Consider the following 19,107-nt stretch of genomic DNA (forward strand, 5'->3'; position numbering starts at 1 on the left):
CTTATACGATATCGAGAATGGCGGGGTAACGCGAATCTTCATTTTTCATATTTGAGGGCATTTTTAGAACGAAAACGTCAAAAACCGCCTTCAAATTTGATTTTTGAAGGCGATTTTTGCAATTTTGGGTGATTTATAGCTTAATTTGTGTGAAGGCGTATATGTTTTCTAATGGGCTTCTAGACTCTGTTTTTAATATAAATATTGATATCTATTTTCTCTATCTTCGCTTTCACTAAGTTAACATATTTTAATTTTCCATCCGTTCCGCTACGGATTAAAAGCTTCGCCAGATTAGCTTTACATTCGATATTACCAGGATTATTGTCCTGTGAAATCCTATTTTAATTTATCTGCTACGGATATATTTTCTACTTTAGCTTTCATCCATTCCACAAGACCTTCATAATTTCTTGCTAGCAAAAGATGGCTCGCTACTTCCTTCATCTCTTTATTGCGTTTAAATGAAGCGTTTTTCAACTCTCGAATTTCCCTTGCATATTTTTGAAGGACCATTGCCATTTGCACCGTATCTTGATAAATCAAGTTCATGTCCCAGCGTTCAGCTCCTTCTGCACACATACAAGATCCAGACTGGTTTTCGAAATGGACCGTCCACTTATAATGAAGAGTCAGTTCACTTAAGTATTTCTCCTGAATCACCTTGAACCAGGCACCTTGATATCCTCCAGAGATTTGGACATTTGGCGCGTAACGGTGATGACCGTTGCAGCCAGCAAGAGATGTAATACCCGCCTTGTTTAATGATTTAACTAGCATCGCCATGTTTGCATCCATATCCAAGGCATTGACCTTAATTCCAAACCGTCTTTGAGCAAAGGCTCTCCACTGGAAATGATAGCCTTCCAAGTGGACAGGGAATTCTCGCCCGGGAGCGTTCATGATCTTCTTCATCGTAACAATCGGAGACCTGTTTACTAACACCTGAAATTGGTTATCCTGCCAAAAGGTCGGAATACCAAGGCTGCTTATTAATTGTTTTGTTTTCGTTATATCCTCATGGGTATTTTCGTCTGACAGAATAATAAAATCGTCTTTAACCTCAATAAATAAGCCTCTCATTTGCAGTGCTTCTGCAATTCTTTCTGTGGCATTCATCATTTCTAATTTCAATAAGTTCATACTTATCATCCTCCTTTAACTTTCTGCTCCTTAAATATACAAAAGTCCGGTTACGATGGTCGTAACCGGACTTCTTTATCCATTTCGGAGGACTTTTGCTGAGATCTCTGCTTTCCAAACATATTCGCCCAAGCCTGTCGTTTCTAAGATATTTTTATCTATATCGTTTCGTCCCATTGCCTGAGAAAGTTTTTTTCTTATCGCTGATATATACCGTCTTACGGTAGTGGGGTTAACGGTTTGATCGTTCCAAACAGCATTTTCGATTCTGCTTTTTGTACAATAAATCCCTTTATTTTCAATCAGGTAACCAAGCAGATTGGCTTGTTTTGGCTCAAGCCGAATAGTATCCTTTATTCCATAAAAAAGCTTCTCTGGACCTGCCAAATTGAGAACAACACACTGTCCTTTTTCTGCCTCCTCGACAAGTTGGTCTAAATCCCGATTCGTGATCATCGTTCGATTCTCATCTATTTCTTTTAAAAGAATAGGCTCTTTCCGTTTAAGTTTCATCTTATCTTTATACAATTGTATGAACCAGGAATGTTCACCTTGCCCATCTGATTTCTGTGCTTCTTGAATAAGTTCCAACGCTTTTTGCACATATCCCATTCTTGAATAGCCTAATGCAAGGTTGCACAATAGTTTGATTCGTTTGCTGCCTTCGATTCCTTTTTCTAAAGCCTCTTTTCCGTAGAATAAAACAGCCTCCCACTTTCGAGACTCCTCAGCGAGAACAAAGGAAAGATGATAAAATGCATCCGGTTTACTCGGGGTGTACAAAGATGCCTTTCTTAAAATGTCATAGGCAGTGTGGTAATTTCCTCTGCGCATTTTCTCATCACGACCCAATTGCAAATAAAGATCAGCCAGATGAATGGAATAGCGGGGTTCCTTTCGATCCAAGTCAAGAAACCGTTTGTAAAGCCGGATTCCCTCTTCTAACCATAAGTTTCGTTCACCCCCCTCATCAAGACCATCCCTATCCAGCCAATTATCCTCTAAATCTAACAAATCATCTAAAGTTATTTTTTCCATCCATAAATCCCCCCTTTAATCGTTATTTATTTTTATATTGATAGAAAACCCAAAAAAGTGGCTGTTTTGGTCAATTAGTTCCTTTTACTTATGGACATGATCGGGTGTTTCTACAATGTAACATTTTTTCCTGCCTCTGATTCGGAGAGTCTCTTTAATTTATTGGACTTTAATCCGGATACGATAAATCCCGCTCCTGTGAAAAGAGCGCCAATGACCTCAACAATCTTCTGGCTGTCACCTGAAACACTGGCCGCAGCAAACACTATGGTACCAATCAATAAAAGATACCCCGTAATTTTAGGAAATACCTTTCCTCTAATCATCGATACTCCCAATAATATCATTCCTACTACAAACAGGAGGGGTCCGAACGTATAAATGGGCTTAGTAAAAGTTGTGGTAAAAACTTGACCAACCTTTTCCCCTGAAGCCTGTGCGATTTCCACAAAAACAATGGCTGTTACTATGATGTTTCCTATATTTCCTAGAATCATAGCAAAAAGACCCAGCAAGCCGTTTCTATCCCCTTGAAGAGAATACAAGCCAAAAAAAGCAAAGACGAGCAGTAAATGGGCAGCAAAAATAAGAAAAGTACCAAAAATGCTTTCATGTTCACCTGCCAGTAGGTTTAAAGAATGAGCCAACACCAGAAGGATTCCAGAGAGAATTGCAGTGATACGCCCCATACGAGGAATAGATTGATTCATATTCTTTTACACTCCTTTATTTTTTTTAAGCTAGGATGATTTAATGGATTGGGAAAAAAGTAAAATGACAGAGCAGACATGATGTCGGATAGAGCATGAACAAGGATTAGTGGAAAAAGTCTACGTGTTTTCAAGTAAATGATCGGGATGATTATCAAGTGCCTGACACTTTTATTTTTCCACTTAATGAATTATAAGATATATAAAGAATAATCCCATTTGGGGTCATCGGCCCAATTTACATAATCTGTAGCGATGACGACATAACAAAACAAATAATTACCTATTTTTGAATATCAAACAAGATTGAAAATTATCATGTAGAAGAAATTTCTGAGGTTGAAATAGTGAGGAAAAAGGATGCATTTATAGGAGTAAGTTTAATTTATTAAAACAATCAATATGTTCCTAGGTAACCTAACTCCATATCAGTAAGCAACAAACCGTCTTCTATCATCAATTTTTTCATGAACGTCTTACTCCTACCCATTTTTTTTCGATAATATTTGGCTCTTCCCTGCTCGTATGAAGGACATACATTTCCCGTGAAGGATCTTCTCGGTGAAATATTTTGTATATTTATTTTATCATTTAGGAAATGGCAAAGAAAGCCGTAATCTGAACTTGATCTTCTATTAGTTTTACTTATTTCCCCTAACAAAAAAACACTCACAAATATTGATATTTTGAACTGCCCCCCGTCAAGTAGACAGTGGAAATAATAAAAATGCACTAAGCGGCTTTAGCTCTAAATTCCATAGGGCTAAAGCCGTTTAGTCGTTTTTGATATCTTTCATAATTATAAAATTTAATGTAATCGTCTATCGCAATAGAAAGTTCTTCGAATGTCTCATACTTATGTAAATAATACTTTTCACATTTAAGTGTTCCCCAAAAAGATTCCATTGGCCCGTTATCAATACATCTACCCACCCGCGACATACTATGCGTCATCTCTGCGGCATCTAACTTTCGTTTAAATCCATGAGAGGTGTATTGGTACCCTCGATCACTATGAATAAGTGGTTTGTCTCCATCTAAATGGGTTATTGCTTGGTCTAGCGTCTTAAAGACAAGGTTATTATTATTTGAATGTCCTAAAACATAGCTAACAATCGACCCATCATATAGATCACGAATCGCACTTAAATAAGCCTTTTTTGATTGGCCATACTTAAATTCGGTGACATCCGTAACCCATTTTTCATTCGGTTTTTCCGCTGTGAACTCACGATTGAGCACATTTTCTGCAACGTGTTGAGGAGTTGAGGGCTTATAACGTTTCTTCTTTTTCCGAATGACGCTTTCAAGGCCAGATATCTTCATTAGTCTATAAATTCGCTTATGATTGAGGTCCTCCTCGAATTTTCGATTCATATTTAAAGTCATTTGACGGTATCCATAGATTCCATCAACTTTCTCATGAAGAGCCTTCATTTCCTTTATAATTTCTTCATTTCGAATCTCACGAACAGAAGGTGTGCGATTTAGCCACTTATAATAAGCAGATCGTGCAATTCCTGCAACCTCACAGAGTAAGATAATAGCGAGATTTTCTTCCTGATGTAGCTCTTGAATTGCGATATACTTATCTTCAAATCGAATTTGACTTATCTTCGCCTCCTTTCGATCTCCTCTAACTTTTTTAAGAATGCGTTCTCTGCACGTAAACGTTCATTTTCTTTTTCCAGGTTTCGCATCTCGAGTTTAACCTTCTCTTCTGGAGAAAGCTCTGATTCTACTTTATTCTTTCCTCGCTTATCCCTAAGCGCTTCGTCTCCACCATCTTCATGCTTTTTAACCCACTGATATACTTGTTGATAAGAAACTTGATAGGTCTCGGCTGCTTTTTGATAATCTTTATCGTTCTCCAAGCAATAATAAACAATTTGTTTCCGTTCATCTAAAGTGGTTTTTCTTCCTTTAGTCATAGAGTTCGTCCTTCCGTGTGACGTATCCTTTAATTCACTATGACTATTATACTTGTTAATCCATTGCCTGAGGACCGATAAATCCGATATTTCATACCTTCTTGTAATCTCTCGTAAAGAATATTTACCAGAAAGGTAATCCCTTATGGCGGATAGTTTTAGTTCCTTAGAATACCTTTTCCAAGTGGAAGACTCCTTTAGACCGTCCGTCCCATACTTATCAAATTTATGTTTCCATTCCAAAATAGAGGAGTGGTTTACTTTATAAATTGATGCGACTTCGTTTATCGAATATTGATTATCCTCCAACGCTTTCAATATCTCGAATTTTTCTTCTACAGAATAGGACCTTTTAGACATAATAAATACTCCCCAATAAGTAGCCAGATTTTTTATTTTTAATCTGTCTACCTATTGGGGAGCATATCATTTCAACATTTGTGAGTGTTTTATCTTTTATAAAAAAGATTGAATCCTTATAAAACAGATGGCGATGATCGATTATATTCGATACCTTGAATGCGTTCCTGATGGGTGTAAACATTAAATCCGTTAGCTCGGATAAAGCCAACCGCCGTAATTCCGAGTTCCTCTGCTAAATCTAGGGCAAGATTGGTAGGTGCAGATTTGGATAGAATAATTCCTACTCCAATCTTGGCTGCTTTTAGTAACACCTCGGATGAAATTCGGCCACTGAAAGCAATGATTTTGTCCTTAAGTGGTATTCGGTTAATCATGCAATAGCCAAAAAGTTTATCCAGGGCATTGTGTCGACCGATATCCGTTCGTGCTGCCACAATTCCATCCTTCGTACAAAGAGCTGCATTATGAACCCCGCCGGTTTGTTGAAAATGTGAAGAGTTTTCTTGCATTTGCTTCATTAACTCACGGCATTGTTCCGGTGTAACCGTCAATTTTGTCATAACTGTTTTAGCTGTCTTTACGTCGTTATGAAAGTAAAATTGCCGTCCTTTTCCACAACAAGAACCAATGAATCTCTTCGAATGGAAATCTTTTTGGATCGAATGTTTACTCACAAGATCAACATAAGCAAATCCCGTTTCTTCATCAATATGGATCGATTGAATATCTTGGTAGACTCGAATCACACCCTCAGAAGCTAGGAAGCCGACCACCAATTCTTTCAGTTCAGAAGGGGTACATACCATGGTGGCAAACTCAGTTCCATCTAATATAATCGTTAAGGCAGATTCGACTGCAATGTCATCCTCTTCCTCTATGAAGTTATGTCCATTATACTTGACAATGTTTTGAGAAGTAGTGATTTCCTTTAACAAATGCGGTGCCCCTTTCCATAGATATTCTTGCCCTTAACCAACTTCTGTTTCAAGCTCAGCAATCGGCTTTTCTAGATATTGGGTATCTTTACGCGCATGATATCGTTCTGCTTTTTCAACAGTAACTGTGATGTTGTAATCCGGAATGCCGGCAAATTTCTCATACCGACCCCGCGGCAGTAAGTAGTTACCCTCCGGGAAATGAACTTCTAAATTTCCTTGCGCAATATCAACAAATTTTGCCGTACCTTGGAAGACGCCAAATCCGTTATAAACAACAATTCCTTCGCCTTCAGCAATGCTGAATTTTTGCCCATCAACAGGACTCATTAATACATCATAACGACCAGCACCGTTTAACGGATCTACTTCTTTATACACCATTGAATTAAACTGCTTACCACGGCGAGATGTAATAATAAATTGTTCTGGCTTTTTATTTAAATCCGGAATATCAACAGGAATTAAGGTACCTCTCCCATCTGGAGTTGGACAAATTCCATCTTCACATAACCAAGCGCCCCCCCACTGGAAAACGTCTCCTTGCTTTTTCAAATGCTGAATACCGTCGTAATCAGGGTTTGCTTTGGCAATTTCCTCACGAATTGCCTGCCCGTCAGCAAAATCAACCAAATGAGCCGTTTCTGGTTTCACACGCTTCGCAAGGTCCAGATAAATCTTCCATTCTGCACATGCTTCTTCAATCCTGTTCTTATTACCAGTAATTTCAGGAGAGAAGTAAACCATCCGTTCTGTAGATGTACTCGTGCCGCCTCCTTCTTGCTCATAACGCGTTTTCGCCGGTAACACAATGACTGCTTCTTTCGCATCAACTAAAGTCGATGTGTTTAAAATAATATCTTGATGAACGCGAATCTCCAGTTCAGATAAGGCTTGTTCAATAAAATCTGGGTCAGGCATCGTTTCTAAGAAATTACCACCAGATAGGTAATATAATTTCACTTTCCGCTCATGATCTTCTGGAAGAACAATGTTTTCTAGTGTGACGCCAACGATATCACCCTGCCACTTTGGCAGGTCAAATCCCCAAAGTTTTTCGACTCGCTCTACATTTTTCTCATCCCAGCCTCCGCCAGGTAAAACAAACGGGTCTGCCCCCATTTCTCCACTGCCTTGAACACTAGAGTGTCCACGGAACGGCATAAGACCAGCATGCTTTCGTCCTAAGTGTCCACGAAGGAGTGCAAGGTTTGCTACTTGTGAGATATTGTCAGTTGCAAAGGAGTGCATCGTCAGACCAAGAGCCCACGCATATACCGCATTTTTGCTGTTTGCTAAAAGTTCAGCTAATTCAATGATTCGTGCTTTAGAAACACCTGAAGACTCGATGATATCTTCCCAAGGTTGTTCTTGGACTTTTTTCTTTAATTCCTCGTAACCGTTTACATGTTCCTCTACGAACTCATGGTTAATCGCTGACCCATATGCTTTATCCTCCATATCAAACCAATGCTTCATGATTCCATGCATAAAGGCAATATCCCCGCCAATGTTGACTTGAAAGAAGTCATCGGCAATTTTTGTACCGAATAATGCAGACTCAGGGTTTGAAGGAATCCAATACTTATCCATCGCTGGTTCACGGTATGGATTAACAACAATGATTTTGGTTCCTTTTTTCTTTGCTTCAAGCATATATTTCGAAGATACAGGTGATGAGTTCGAAGCAACACTTCCCCAAAACAATAAGACATCTGTTCCGATCCAATCTAAATAATTGGATGTCGAAGCTCCCACACCAATGGAACGTTTTAAAGCTGTTTTACTTGGAGCATGGCAAATACGGGAAGCGTTATCAATGTGATTGGTCCCAAGAAAACGAGCTACCTTTGCTGCAACATAATAACTTTCGTTTGTAATCCCTCGAGCGGTTAAATAAAATGAATATTGTTTCGGATCCAACTTTTTCATTTTATCTGCAATTAAATTCATTGCGCCATCCCATGTAATCCGTGAAAATTTACGTTCCCCTTTTCGACGAATCATTGGATATGGAATTCGACCTAGCTTACGAAGTTCACTGCTATCATACTTCCTTAGTTCATCGATATCTGCATGAAGAATTTCAGGCGGAATCGCAGGCATTGTATTTAGCCGAAGCACATTCAAACGTGTGGTGCAAACGTGTGGTCCCTCCAATGTTTGGTCATACAACCCTGATACACCGAGTGCACAACCGTCACAAACCCCTTTTGTAATAATACGTGTGGCATAGCCGATATTGTCTTTATTATCCCAAGCAATCTTCATCGTATCGCGGATGTGCTGCGGCTTAATCTTTCCTAGTCCAAAAGGAATTGGACTAACCCAGTATTTAGGAGCAGGTAACATTGCCTTTTTTTGTGGTCCTGGATGTTGAGTTTTTCCCATTTTCATTTCCTCCTCTATTTGTCAATTGCAATGATCCCAATAAAAAACCACCTAGGACTTTATTCATCCGTAAAAAATGACAAATAGATCTAGGTGGTTAGTCTTTAACAGGTACGCTGTCAAGTGCCAACATTATGCAGTTAAAAGAAGTTTTTATCTGGATTAACTTTAAGTCTTTAAGTTAAACTTTTCCTCAATATCTTGATCAAACACGAAGATTGACATCCCCATGTCGGTTTCAATATCAATATCCACAAAGACACGAATGAATCTTGCATCAAGTAGTTCTTCCATTTCCTGAGGATAGTTTTTTTTATAAATGTCCTTTACCATTTCAGTACGAGCAGATCGTAACATTTGTTTCCCATCTTCGGCTGTTGCAATAAATTTTTCAATAGGAGATAAATTACCTTCTAATTCACAAATTGCCCAGTTCTTACAAAAAGTTGTGCGAACCTGACTAGGGCCTTTACCCATAAAACGTTTTCGATACGTGCGAACAATGTTACTAAATTCTGCTTCATATTTATTCACATAACTCAACTCACTTGTTTTTACTCAATATTATCACTATGTTAATGATGTTTATTCTATTATTATACAATAAAACGAAACAAAAATAAAAACCATTGTAATAGATTCCTTATAGGTTCCATAAAAAAGGCGGAATCCCAATTGAATCATTACAACGGTTCTACTAAAACAGGTTCGCTGTTAAGCACTAACAGTTATAATATTTTACCCTTGTCATATGAGTTAAAAAACCTCTTAACCGATCAACAGGTTCGCTGTTTCGTATTAAAAGAGACTCCTATTTTATAATAAAATCGTAAATTTCACAAATTGTTCACATTTGACAACTTAATCATAACATGACAGTGAAATCAACACAATAGATAAAATTTTAAATACCAATTGTTCTCGTTCCGACGCCTTATCATGGAGCGGTAAATATGAAATCGCGACTGTGTAGATAAAATTATTCATCGCGGATTTCGTTCGATCAGGAGAATCATGAATCGATTACCACTTCCTTCTTTGTGATCATTCCCCCTGCATTCTAATTATTATCAAGCAATTCATTATTCCACGCCACTTTCTAAAATCGTGAAAGTCTTTTTATCACAATTAATTTCCGCCATTGCTCCATAAGACAATATGAATTTCGGTTCGGTATGACCAAAATTCAAGTTATATAGTATCGGCAAATCCTCCAAATTAAATTCCTTCATGACTTTTTGAATTTCAACTTTATATTCATCGTAATATTTCTCGTCTTGCGGTTTACCAAAAATGATTCCATTGGCTTTTTGTAGAATTCCTTGTATGGCATAATTTCGCAACCAATACTTAATATTATTTGGTTCCGGCTTTTCTTCAGATGTTTCAAAGAAAAGAATACTTTCATTCCAATATTTCTTTTCAGGCCAAAGCACTGTTCCTTTGGCAAACTCTAGTACCTCTATACAGCCTCCAATCAAATGTCCTCGTGCTACACCTGAGCCTTGAAGTATCTCGTAACCTACATTTTGTCGCATGGTCCGTCGGCGGTTCTTATTCTCTTCTATCCATTCTAAACGTTCACTCGTCCATTCTTTGGCTGGTTGAATTTCGCCAATCATCTCATTTGAAAAGAGCGTTCGATTCACCATGTCAATCGTATATGGATCCATCTCAACGTTTTCAGCAAAATCGGTTAATATTGCCGGACCATAAAAAGAAGAAATTCCTGCTTTATGACAAAATAAATGTGAAACAGTTACATCTGAGTAGCCCATAAAAATTTTCGGGTTTTCACGTATAACATCAAAATCAATATAAGGAAGTAAACGAATACTATCTTCTCCGCCAATATTTGCAAAGATTCCTTTAATGCTTTCATCTTTAAATGCTGTCATCAAATCTTCAGCACGAGCTTGTGGATTTTTATAAAGATAGTCGCTCCCTTTTAAACTATTCGGCATTGGGATAACTTCCAGTCCGAAAACTTCTTCTATTCTCTTTACACCTTGTTCATACCGCCATCTAAGTTCTGGATCACCAGCACCTCCCCAAGACGGACTTACTGTTGCAACACGATCTCCCGGTTGCAATTTTTTTGGCTTTATTAACATATTTACTCCCACCCTTGTAGCATTTGATTAGCTAAGAATATACTATCCTCGTAGGTGAAGAACATTTCACCAATCTTTAATTTCTACAAGATTAAAAAATTTACCTGCTGTTATTTGATAATGGTCCTATACTATAATATTTTTAGAAATCTGACATTTACGATGTTTAAAGAACAAAAAAAGTGTCAGGCACCATTCAATAATTGGAAATCCTATCAATCTGATGCGTATTCATTCCTTCAATTTTACCACCTTAAGTATAATATTGGACATTTGCTAATTCCGTGGTCAAATAAAAATGGTATTGAATCTATCTATCAATTAAATGATCCGTTCTCAATCTCGATTGTTGCTACTTCGCAACAGTTCTACTTAACAATATCGAATAAACGTATTAGAGCTTCATAATAGAATAGACATAAGCCTTCAATTATACTGAAGATTAGAATGCAAAGGATTCTTCCAGAAAGAAGGACTATATATGCTATTTTACGTAATTGCAATCCTCGTTATTGTGATGGACCAGCTTTCTAAATATTTAATTAGGGCCTACATTGACATCAATGAAACATTTACATTGTTGTGGGGAATTCAACTCACACATATCGAAAATAGTGGAATGGCAGGAGGTTTATTTCAAGGCTATTCACGGCTCTTCGGAGTTGTGGCTGTGTTGTTCGTGATAGGTGTTTTATATTTTCGCAGAACCGGAGAACTGAAGGGTACTCTCATCGATAGTAGTTTGGGATTCCTAGTCGGAGGAGCAATTGGAAATGGCATTGATCGTCTTTTGTTTGGGCAAGTGACAGATTTTATCATTCGCTCTGGTGGAATTCTTAACTTGGCCGACCATGCCATCGAGATTGGGGGGGTACTGCTTATTATTTATGGAGCCGTTAGCTGGTTAAAAAATAAGCACTAATCTAGAAAAGCACATGGGAAAATGTTCTTTCGTCCCCCAAAAATGACAATATGTTTTTAAAGCCCAAAATGTTGTTTTGCCAGCTCTTTGAATTTTACATTATCAATTGTCACTTTAGATAGAATTCCGTCAGCCCATTGGGTAAATGTGGTATTTGTTAAGGTGATATTTCCGTTATGGGTAAGTCGGGTAATTAAAGGTTGTTTGTTAAATGGAGATTTTGGGTGTTCTGCAATTATTCTTTGGATTTCACTCAAATCCGCCAAATCTTCAATAGGTTTCTTGGAATTAAATGCATAGCCCATTTTCCAATCTGTATCTTTATGCTTTAATTTCATCTCTAAACAATAGTCCCCATATTGATGATTTACTTTTTTAATCCGAAACTCCCCATTATAAGAAGAGATGGTCTCACCGGATATTGGAACTGGTTTTAACGGTAAATTCCCACCAAAACCCGTGTCAACTAAATAGGTTTGTCCCTCGTTGTTTATAAGAACCGTTACATGCGTCCTTCCAAATTGATGATACTCGTCGGCAGCTTGATTATAAACAACACCGTCTGTTAAGACTGCATTAAACCCATTTTCTAATAGGTAGAAATAGAAAAGCGGATTTAATTCGAAACAAAGGCCGCCTTCATTTCTTTCCACTATTTTGTTCAATAAGTTTTCCTTTGTAATTTTACGGGTTTTGTTTTCAATGATAGTTAAATTTTCAAACGGAATGTTTTGTGCTGTTTTTTCAAGAACCTCATCTAATTTTTCAAAGGTAATTGTTTGGTTCATCGGCATGCCTATTCTGTTATGAAATAATGACGTCAGCTTTTGCATTTCTACCCCTCCAAATCCTTTTATTGCTTTATTTTTTTGAAATTCCTTTTAAACTATTATAATAGTTAATTAACGTCTGCACAAAATTCCAGTGTTTCTTTTCCCTTCCAAAGACTTTATGATCTAGAAGGTGCCTGACGCTACCAAATCACCTGTGTTTTAACAAAAAAAATGACACAAATTAATTGACAATTTGAGTCATTTTTTACATTTTTAGATTTTCATTTTTCCTTTTTATAAAAACGCTCCCCTGTTAAGGGGTTATAGTACACTCTTATTTTTTCATTGGTTACTGGGTCAATGTTTATTTCATCTGTTTTTTCAAATCCGGCGGGCACTTTTTCACCCTGTTGACCTTTGAAACGTTTGTCATAAATAATCACACCTAATAAAATAAAAACAATAACAGCGATGATTTGCAAACCGTAATAGGTGATAATTATCCAAAGTCCGTTCATTACATTTTCTCGACTACTACTGCCGTTCCATATGCAAAGATTTCAGTCATATTTTTTCCAGCTTCCCCTGAGTCGAACCGAGTCATAACTATTGCATTGGCCCCCATCGCATTTGCATTCTTGATCATCCGGTCCATGGCTTCTTTCCTCGAATCCTCCAGCATCACGGTATATTGTTTAATTTCTCCACCTACCAAACCTTTTAAGCTCGCCATAATATCCGCACCCAAGCCGCGGCTTCTAACAATTAAACCAAAAACAGGTCCTTTTACTTCGACCACCTTGTAGCCTTGGATATTTTCTGTTGTAACAACTAGCATACAAACACCCCCATCAAACAATTGTAAAATATATGAATAGCCTTTACTTCGTAAATGCGCACCCATTATTCCTTATTATACCATTTAAAAAGTGTCAGGCACCATTCAATTATATTTTCCCATTACTTGATCCGGATCGACTAATTGGTAAACTTCCAACCTGTCAAGAACCGTTCACATGAACTTCCATGACTTCAAGGCCAACTATTTAGTAACACTAACTTGTTCAAAAGGCCATGAAGGCAATTGTTTACGAAGAGTCTTATCTTCCCTATAACCTAAAGCGTACTCACCTTGCATAATCGTATGGATTTCCCTAGTACCTTCATAGATCACTGGAGCTTTGGAATTCCGCAAAAAGCGCTCTACTGGATATTCATCGGAATAACCATAAGCCCCATGGATTTGAACGGCATCATTTGCAGCATCAAAAGCAGCATTACATGAAATCCACTTAGCAAGAGACGTCTCCTTTGTATTTCGTTTACCCTCATTCTTTAACCACCCTGCTTTAAAAACCAGAAGTCTTGAAATCTCAAGATTTGCGCTCATCTTTGCAATCATTTGCTGTACAAGCTGGTGCTTTCCAATCTCTTTCCCAAATGCTTTCCGTTCATGGCAATACTTAAGGCTAGCTTCAAGACTTGCTTCTATTAAACCTACTGCTCCTGCAGCCACTGTAAATCGGCCGTTATCTAGTGCAGACATGGCAATTTTAAACCCTTCCCCTTCTTCACCTAATCTGTTCACAACAGGAACTTTTACATCTGTTAAAAATACTTCTCCAGTATTTCCAGCACGAATACCCAACTTACCCTTGAACGCCTTCGTTTCTACCCCTTCAAAACTACGTTCTACAATAAATGCAGTCATTCCTTTATGCCCTAAATCATGATCTGTCTTGGCAAAAATCAAGAAATGATCAGCAACATCACAAAGAGAAATCCATGTTTTAGACCCATTCAAAATATAGTAATCTCCATGCTTTGTAGCTGTTGTATTCATCGCTGCAACGTCAGATCCCGCATTCGGTTCTGTCAATCCGAAAGCACCAATTTTACGACCTTGTGCTTGGGGGACTAAATACTTTTGTTTTTGTTCCTCTGTTCCCCATTGCATGATCGTCATGCAATTTAGTCCAGTATGAACAGAAACGGCTGTACGATAGGCAGTATCTCCTCGTTCCAATTCCTCACATACAATCGCCAGTGTATTATAATCCATGCCGGCCCCACCATACTCTTCAGGGATACAGACACCCATTACTTGCAAATCCGCCAATTTTTTCAAAATAGCCGGTTCAAAATAACCTTGTCGGTCCCACTCCTGAATATTTGGAATGATTTCCTTATCAACAAATTTTCTAACCATTTCCTTTACACTTTGTTGCTCATTTGTTAATTCAAAGTTCATCATTTAAAATTTCCTCCTTAAATAATTTTATTTTGTTTTAATCTCGAAATTTCTTCGGAATTGTATCCAATGCTCTCTAATAGTGATTCAGTGTGTTCGCCAACCAGTGGAGGATGGCGCCTCATGGTTACTGGTGTTGCCGATAACTTCAACGGTGAGCCAGTTAATCGAAGATGATCAATTAATGGATGTTCCATTTCGACAATCATCTCTCTAGCCTTTATTTGTGGATCTTCAAACATTTCAGCGATGGTGTTGATTGGGCCATTCGGAACCCCAACAGCATCTAATCGTTCTTTCCACTCTTTTTTCGGCTTTTTTGAAAGCAGTTCTTCACAAATAGCCACTAGTTTATCGTTATTTTTTAATCGCTGTTCATTATGAATAAATTCTTCCATTTCCGCTAATTCAGGTCTACCCAAGACAGCAGCAAATCGCTTAAACTGCTCATCATTTCCTACGGCAATGACAAGTTCACCGTCCATGGTATTAAACGCCTGATACGGTGAAATATTTGGGTGCCGATTGCCCAGTCGTTTTGGAATCACACCGCTGCATAAATAATTACTTGCCACATTAATTAATGAAGAAATCTGGCAATCCATCAGTGAAATATCAATTTCCTGCCCTTCCCCGGTCTGGTTCCGATGCTGTAAAGCCCCTAATATCCCGATACAGGTATATAGTCCTGTTAACACATCTGCGATCGCCACACCAACTTTTACTGGAGTTCCTTCAGGTTCGCCAGTGATACTCATCAGTCCACTCATTGCTTGAATGATATAATCATAGCCTGGCAAATCCTTATAGGGACCCGTTGAACCAAAACCTGTGATGGAAGCCAATATCAGTCCAGGGTTTATTGCTTTTAACTGCGAATAGCCTAATCCCATTTTTTCAAGTGTTCCAGATTTAAAGTTTTGAATCATGACATCGCTAGTATAAGCCAGTTTGGAGAAGATCTTTTTTCCTTCTTCTGATTTAAGATTAAGTGTCATACTTTGTTTATTCCGATTGGCACATAAATAATACGCACTTTCTCCATTGACAAAAGGCGGCCCCCAGCCCCTCGTTTCGTCGCCTGATGCATAGTGTTCAATCTTGATCACTTCTGCACCCAGATCACCGAGAATCATAGAACAAAATGGTCCTGCCAGTACCCGAGAAACATCCAAAATTTTGATTCCATCAAGTGCCCCTCTCACAAAATCACCTCTTTCCGACTACTTATAAAACAAAAAGAGCCAGCAAAGCAAACAATGAAAAATTTCATTGATTGCTTTACTGACTCCTACTCATAGCTCGTCTTCCGGCGAAGGAAGATCAAGTGAATATAGTCAATTTAATATCATCATTTTTATTACAAACCATCTGGTCATGCAGCAAGGTTTTTGCTGTCACCCAGTTGTTATTCTAACTATATACCAATAATTTGAATTTTTCAACAATTACTTTTCTGTAGATTTTATTTGCTGATAATGGAGATCTAGATCTTTTAACGCCGCCACCAATGCATTGGCGGCCTTACCTCGATAATACATTTGAAGTGCAGCAATTGCGTCATCAATTCCGTCGTTTAAACTCATCCCCCTTAACACCTGGCCAACAAATCCACGGGCATGTTCAGTAGCCAATGTACAGGAGGCCTCGAGAATGACTCCATATTTTCTATCGATTTCTGCTGTAATCGTCAATGTTTCAAATACACTTTTCGCTGCCATCCCTTGGGGTAACTTTGCATGCCCGGCAATAAACAGAGTTTTTCCATTCATCATTTGAATCTACCTCACTTTTAAAAAAATGATTTACGTTTATTACATGACCTACATTGGCTCTATTAATTTTTTTCTGAAGAAATACGCCTGACTACCAATTTTCCAAAGATGATTGATGGTGGAAAACTTTAAGTCTTGTTAATGTATTCTCCAATTAATTCAATAATCCTGTTGTGTTATTTCAAGAAAGATAAAAGAGTCAGAACAATTTGTATCTTTTTCATGTGGAACCGTTTCAAGAAATAAATCCACCTTTAAAATAAAGTGCCAGGCACCGGTTCAAATGGTGTCTGGCACTTTATTATTTCATGTCGTATCAAAATGGACGGATGCAGCTCTATTTAATAATAATTCCGATGGCGCACTCGCATATAAATACAACCTATGCATCGGTCTGGTCATGGCTACATACAATAATTTGATGTCTAACTCTTCTTCTCTGTACGATTCTTCCATGGTAAGAATCAGTACGGCATCAAATTCCAATCCTTTTGAAAGGTATGAAGGTAGGATCACTACGCATCCCTTTTTCATATCTTCTTTTTCTTCTAATAACTGAATTGGAAGATTGCTATTCTCCAGCATTTTATGTATTCGTAAGCACTCTTTGTCTGTTCTTCCAATAATCGCAATCGAGTTAAGTTCTTCCTCTTTGAGTAAATCAATATCATGTTCAAGTATCTTTTTTACCTGTTCCAAATTGCCAGGGTCAATTTTCGTAAAACATGGTTTGTCCCCATGTCGAATGACTGGTTCTACTTTTGGTAAGTCTTTATCCATGATAGAAAGAATGTCATTGGCTAATTGCATAATTTCGACTGTCGTTCGATAACTCTTTTGTAAAGCTTGATAATTAGCATTTGGGAAAATGTCGTTTACTAATGGTTCCCAGCTGTTTAACCCTCGATAGGAATGAATCCCTTGGGCTAAATCTCCCACGATCGTAAACAATTCTGTTTCAAAACCTTCTTTTAGTGCGGCAAATTGGAAATAGCTATAGTCCTGTGCCTCATCTATGAAAACACTTTTCATTTTATATGGTTCTTCAATACCTTCTAATTTAGATTTCATGTAAAATATTGGAGCTAAATCCTCAAGCTCTAGCGCCTTTTTATCAAAAATCCTTTGACAATAGTTACTTAACCTCTTGCATTCTAACTCGGAAAGCGTACGAGAATATTTTTGTAACAGTTCAGGCGACGTCATTAGTTCCTTATATAAGGTAAAAATATCTTTTTTAACAAAAGGTGCCATATAATTTTTTATCGCTACCTTCGATTCTTTTTCCACCATACTTATTCTTTTTTCTTTCGAATCCATGAAGCTGACTACTTTTTCCGTTCTTTTTTCTGAATCCAGCCTGCTGCTAAAAAGGAGCTTTTCTAATGCATCATCGTATTTCGTATTAATTTTTGAAAGAATCATCGATTTTTTTATTCTTAGATCATTTGCTAATAGATTTTTAATTTTATCCAATCTCTTATAGATAGGTAAGTATTGAAATTCATTGATAAATAGTTTTTTGAGTTTCCCCCCTCTCATAAGTCGTGATTTTTCAATCATAAAATCCTCGGAAGGTGCCAAATTAAACTCAATTTCTTTTAAATAATGGTCAATTAACTCCTTAAAATCCAGCGATCCTTTAAAACTAGAAACCCATTGGATCCTTTTTGATTTTTCGTTTCCGTTAATAAGCGCCATTAATTTTGAATTAGGAGATATTAATGTTAATTTCTTCCCCAAACAATTTCTCATAAACTCTATATAGGTGGTTTGTTTAATTTTGTTTACCCCTAGATCAGGCAGAACGGCTGAAATATAATCGATAAACAATTTATTAGGTGCAAGAATCATTAATTTTTCTGGAGGAAATCGATATCCAGAAGAGTAGAGAAAGTAGGAAATTCGATGGAGAGCAATGGTTGTTTTTCCACTTCCAGCCGCTCCTTGAACGATTATGGGGTGTTTAAGTGAAGCTCGAATGACTTCATTTTGCTCATTTTGGATGGTCGCGACAATTTCTGTTAAGCGATTATCCGCTTTTCCTGATAAGGATTTCTGCAATAGTTCATCATGTGTGGTTAAATCGATATCTCGAATCTCTTTTAATAGTCCATTTTCGATTTCATACTGCCGCTTTAAAGATAAATAGCCACTTTGCGTTTCTCCGTAGGCATCATAAGTCACATTTCCTAACCGGCCATCATAGTAAACATTTGCAATCGGTGATCGCCAATCGACAATAATCGGAATCTGATTCACACGGTCAAACAGTGAGGCTTTCCCAATATATAAAATCTCTTCTTTGGTGTCACCACTGCTTGTAAAATTGATTCTCGAGAAATATGGTTTCCCGATGACGCTTGCTAACCGTTCCAATTCACTTTCGGCCAATTCTAAGTATTGAGCATTCGTTAAAAGATTCATGTAGCTTAAACTACTGTCTGACGTATCTAGTTCAGCAAAGGCTTCTTTCAAATTCTCGACAAACTGTTCTTTATTTCCCTTCGATATTTCCAGAACGCTTTTAATATATTCCTTAGTAAATTCTAGGCGTTCCACTTCTGTTTGATAATCTTTATGATTACGAACTGATATTTGTTTTTTCGAGCTCATTCTCTCATCCGTCACCTCTCAATATGAGTTATACAACGGGAACTGGGACAAAAAGAAACATCTACAATTTTTTTGTAGATGCTTTTCTTTACAATGGAGCTATATTTTACCATTTTACAAGTGTTAATACAAACTTTTTATTGTT

The 19,107-nt window shown here is 37.5% G+C and carries 16 protein-coding genes and 1 pseudogene; 1 reads left to right on the forward strand and 16 read right to left on the reverse strand.

Annotated features, from left to right (window positions below):
* Positions 1-339: 339 nt before the first annotated feature.
* The 9 genes and pseudogenes from CCK98_RS20425 to CCK98_RS20465 all read right to left on the reverse strand — a co-directional run bounded on the left by CCK98_RS20425 (position 340) and on the right by CCK98_RS20465 (position 10,625).
* Positions 340-1,143, reverse strand: a complete 804-nt coding sequence (locus tag CCK98_RS20425) for a hypothetical protein (protein WP_256942422.1) — start codon at positions 1,141-1,143, stop codon at positions 340-342.
* 75 nt (positions 1,144-1,218) lie between these two features.
* On the reverse strand, positions 1,219-2,181 hold the full coding sequence (locus CCK98_RS20430) for a winged helix-turn-helix domain-containing protein (RefSeq protein WP_088088265.1): 963 nt from the start codon (positions 2,179-2,181) through the stop codon (positions 1,219-1,221).
* A 110-nt stretch (positions 2,182-2,291) separates the two neighbouring features.
* On the reverse strand, positions 2,292-2,891 hold the full coding sequence (locus tag CCK98_RS20435; RefSeq protein WP_179195878.1) for a hypothetical protein: 600 nt from the start codon (positions 2,889-2,891) through the stop codon (positions 2,292-2,294).
* Positions 2,892-3,623: 732 nt separating this feature from the next.
* Positions 3,624-5,182 (reverse strand): IS3 family transposase gene (locus CCK98_RS20445; protein WP_088088267.1). Its coding sequence is split into 2 segments (ribosomal slippage): positions 3,624-4,549 and positions 4,549-5,182, totalling 1,560 coding nucleotides; the frame shifts between segments, so codons are not numbered across the junction.
* A gap of 116 nt (positions 5,183-5,298) precedes the next feature.
* On the reverse strand, positions 5,299-6,120 hold the full coding sequence (fdhD, locus tag CCK98_RS20450) for a formate dehydrogenase accessory sulfurtransferase FdhD (protein ID WP_088088268.1): 822 nt from the start codon (positions 6,118-6,120) through the stop codon (positions 5,299-5,301).
* 33 nt (positions 6,121-6,153) lie between these two features.
* Positions 6,154-8,511, reverse strand: coding sequence for an FdhF/YdeP family oxidoreductase (locus CCK98_RS20455; protein WP_088088269.1), 2,358 nt, complete (start codon positions 8,509-8,511; stop codon positions 6,154-6,156).
* 168 nt (positions 8,512-8,679) lie between these two features.
* Positions 8,680-9,045, reverse strand: coding sequence for a DUF2294 domain-containing protein (locus CCK98_RS20460; protein WP_088088270.1), 366 nt, complete (start codon positions 9,043-9,045; stop codon positions 8,680-8,682).
* A gap of 375 nt (positions 9,046-9,420) precedes the next feature.
* Positions 9,421-9,534 (reverse strand): annotated as a pseudogene (locus CCK98_RS36465) (DNA alkylation repair protein); the annotation flags it as partial.
* Between the two features lie 59 nt (positions 9,535-9,593).
* Positions 9,594-10,625 carry a S66 peptidase family protein gene (locus tag CCK98_RS20465; RefSeq protein WP_088088271.1) on the reverse strand — a complete coding sequence of 344 codons (1,032 nt, stop codon included), beginning with the start codon at positions 10,623-10,625 and terminating at the stop codon, positions 9,594-9,596.
* 481 nt (positions 10,626-11,106) lie between these two features.
* Between CCK98_RS20465 and lspA the strand changes: the two genes are divergently transcribed.
* Entirely contained in the window at positions 11,107-11,547 is a 441-nt protein-coding gene (gene lspA / locus CCK98_RS20470; RefSeq protein ID WP_088088272.1) for a signal peptidase II, read from the forward strand.
* A 56-nt stretch (positions 11,548-11,603) separates the two neighbouring features.
* Here lspA and CCK98_RS20475 read toward each other — a convergent pair whose 3' ends face one another.
* The 7 genes from CCK98_RS20475 to helD all read right to left on the reverse strand — a co-directional run bounded on the left by CCK98_RS20475 (position 11,604) and on the right by helD (position 18,962).
* Positions 11,604-12,380, reverse strand: a complete 777-nt coding sequence (locus CCK98_RS20475) for an arylamine N-acetyltransferase (protein ID WP_088088273.1) — start codon at positions 12,378-12,380, stop codon at positions 11,604-11,606.
* A 221-nt stretch (positions 12,381-12,601) separates the two neighbouring features.
* Positions 12,602-12,838 (reverse strand): hypothetical protein, encoded by a 237-nt coding sequence (locus CCK98_RS20480; protein WP_088088274.1) that lies wholly within the window; start codon positions 12,836-12,838, stop codon positions 12,602-12,604.
* Positions 12,838-13,158: a YbjQ family protein gene (locus CCK98_RS20485; protein ID WP_088088275.1), complete on the reverse strand. Its 321-nt coding sequence runs from the start codon at positions 13,156-13,158 to the stop codon at positions 12,838-12,840. The genes CCK98_RS20480 and CCK98_RS20485 overlap by 1 nt, the downstream gene beginning before the upstream one ends.
* A 204-nt stretch (positions 13,159-13,362) precedes the next feature.
* The gene (locus CCK98_RS20490) at positions 13,363-14,571 is read right to left on the reverse strand and encodes an acyl-CoA dehydrogenase family protein (RefSeq protein ID WP_088090482.1); all 1,209 of its coding nucleotides are present in this window, start codon (positions 14,569-14,571) and stop codon (positions 13,363-13,365) included.
* A gap of 17 nt (positions 14,572-14,588) precedes the next feature.
* Entirely contained in the window at positions 14,589-15,776 is a 1,188-nt protein-coding gene (locus CCK98_RS20495) for a CaiB/BaiF CoA-transferase family protein (RefSeq protein WP_088088276.1), read from the reverse strand.
* Positions 15,777-16,019: 243 nt separating this feature from the next.
* On the reverse strand, positions 16,020-16,346 hold the full coding sequence (locus CCK98_RS20500) for a DUF3870 domain-containing protein (RefSeq protein WP_246869554.1): 327 nt from the start codon (positions 16,344-16,346) through the stop codon (positions 16,020-16,022).
* A 306-nt stretch (positions 16,347-16,652) separates the two neighbouring features.
* The gene (gene helD, locus CCK98_RS20505; RefSeq protein ID WP_088088277.1) at positions 16,653-18,962 is read right to left on the reverse strand and encodes an RNA polymerase recycling motor HelD; all 2,310 of its coding nucleotides are present in this window, start codon (positions 18,960-18,962) and stop codon (positions 16,653-16,655) included.
* Positions 18,963-19,107: the final 145 nt, after the last annotated feature.

Origin of the sequence: Bacillus sp. OV166 (assembly GCF_900177675.1) — a bacterium.
Classification (GTDB): Bacteria; Bacillota; Bacilli; order Bacillales; family Cytobacillaceae; genus Neobacillus.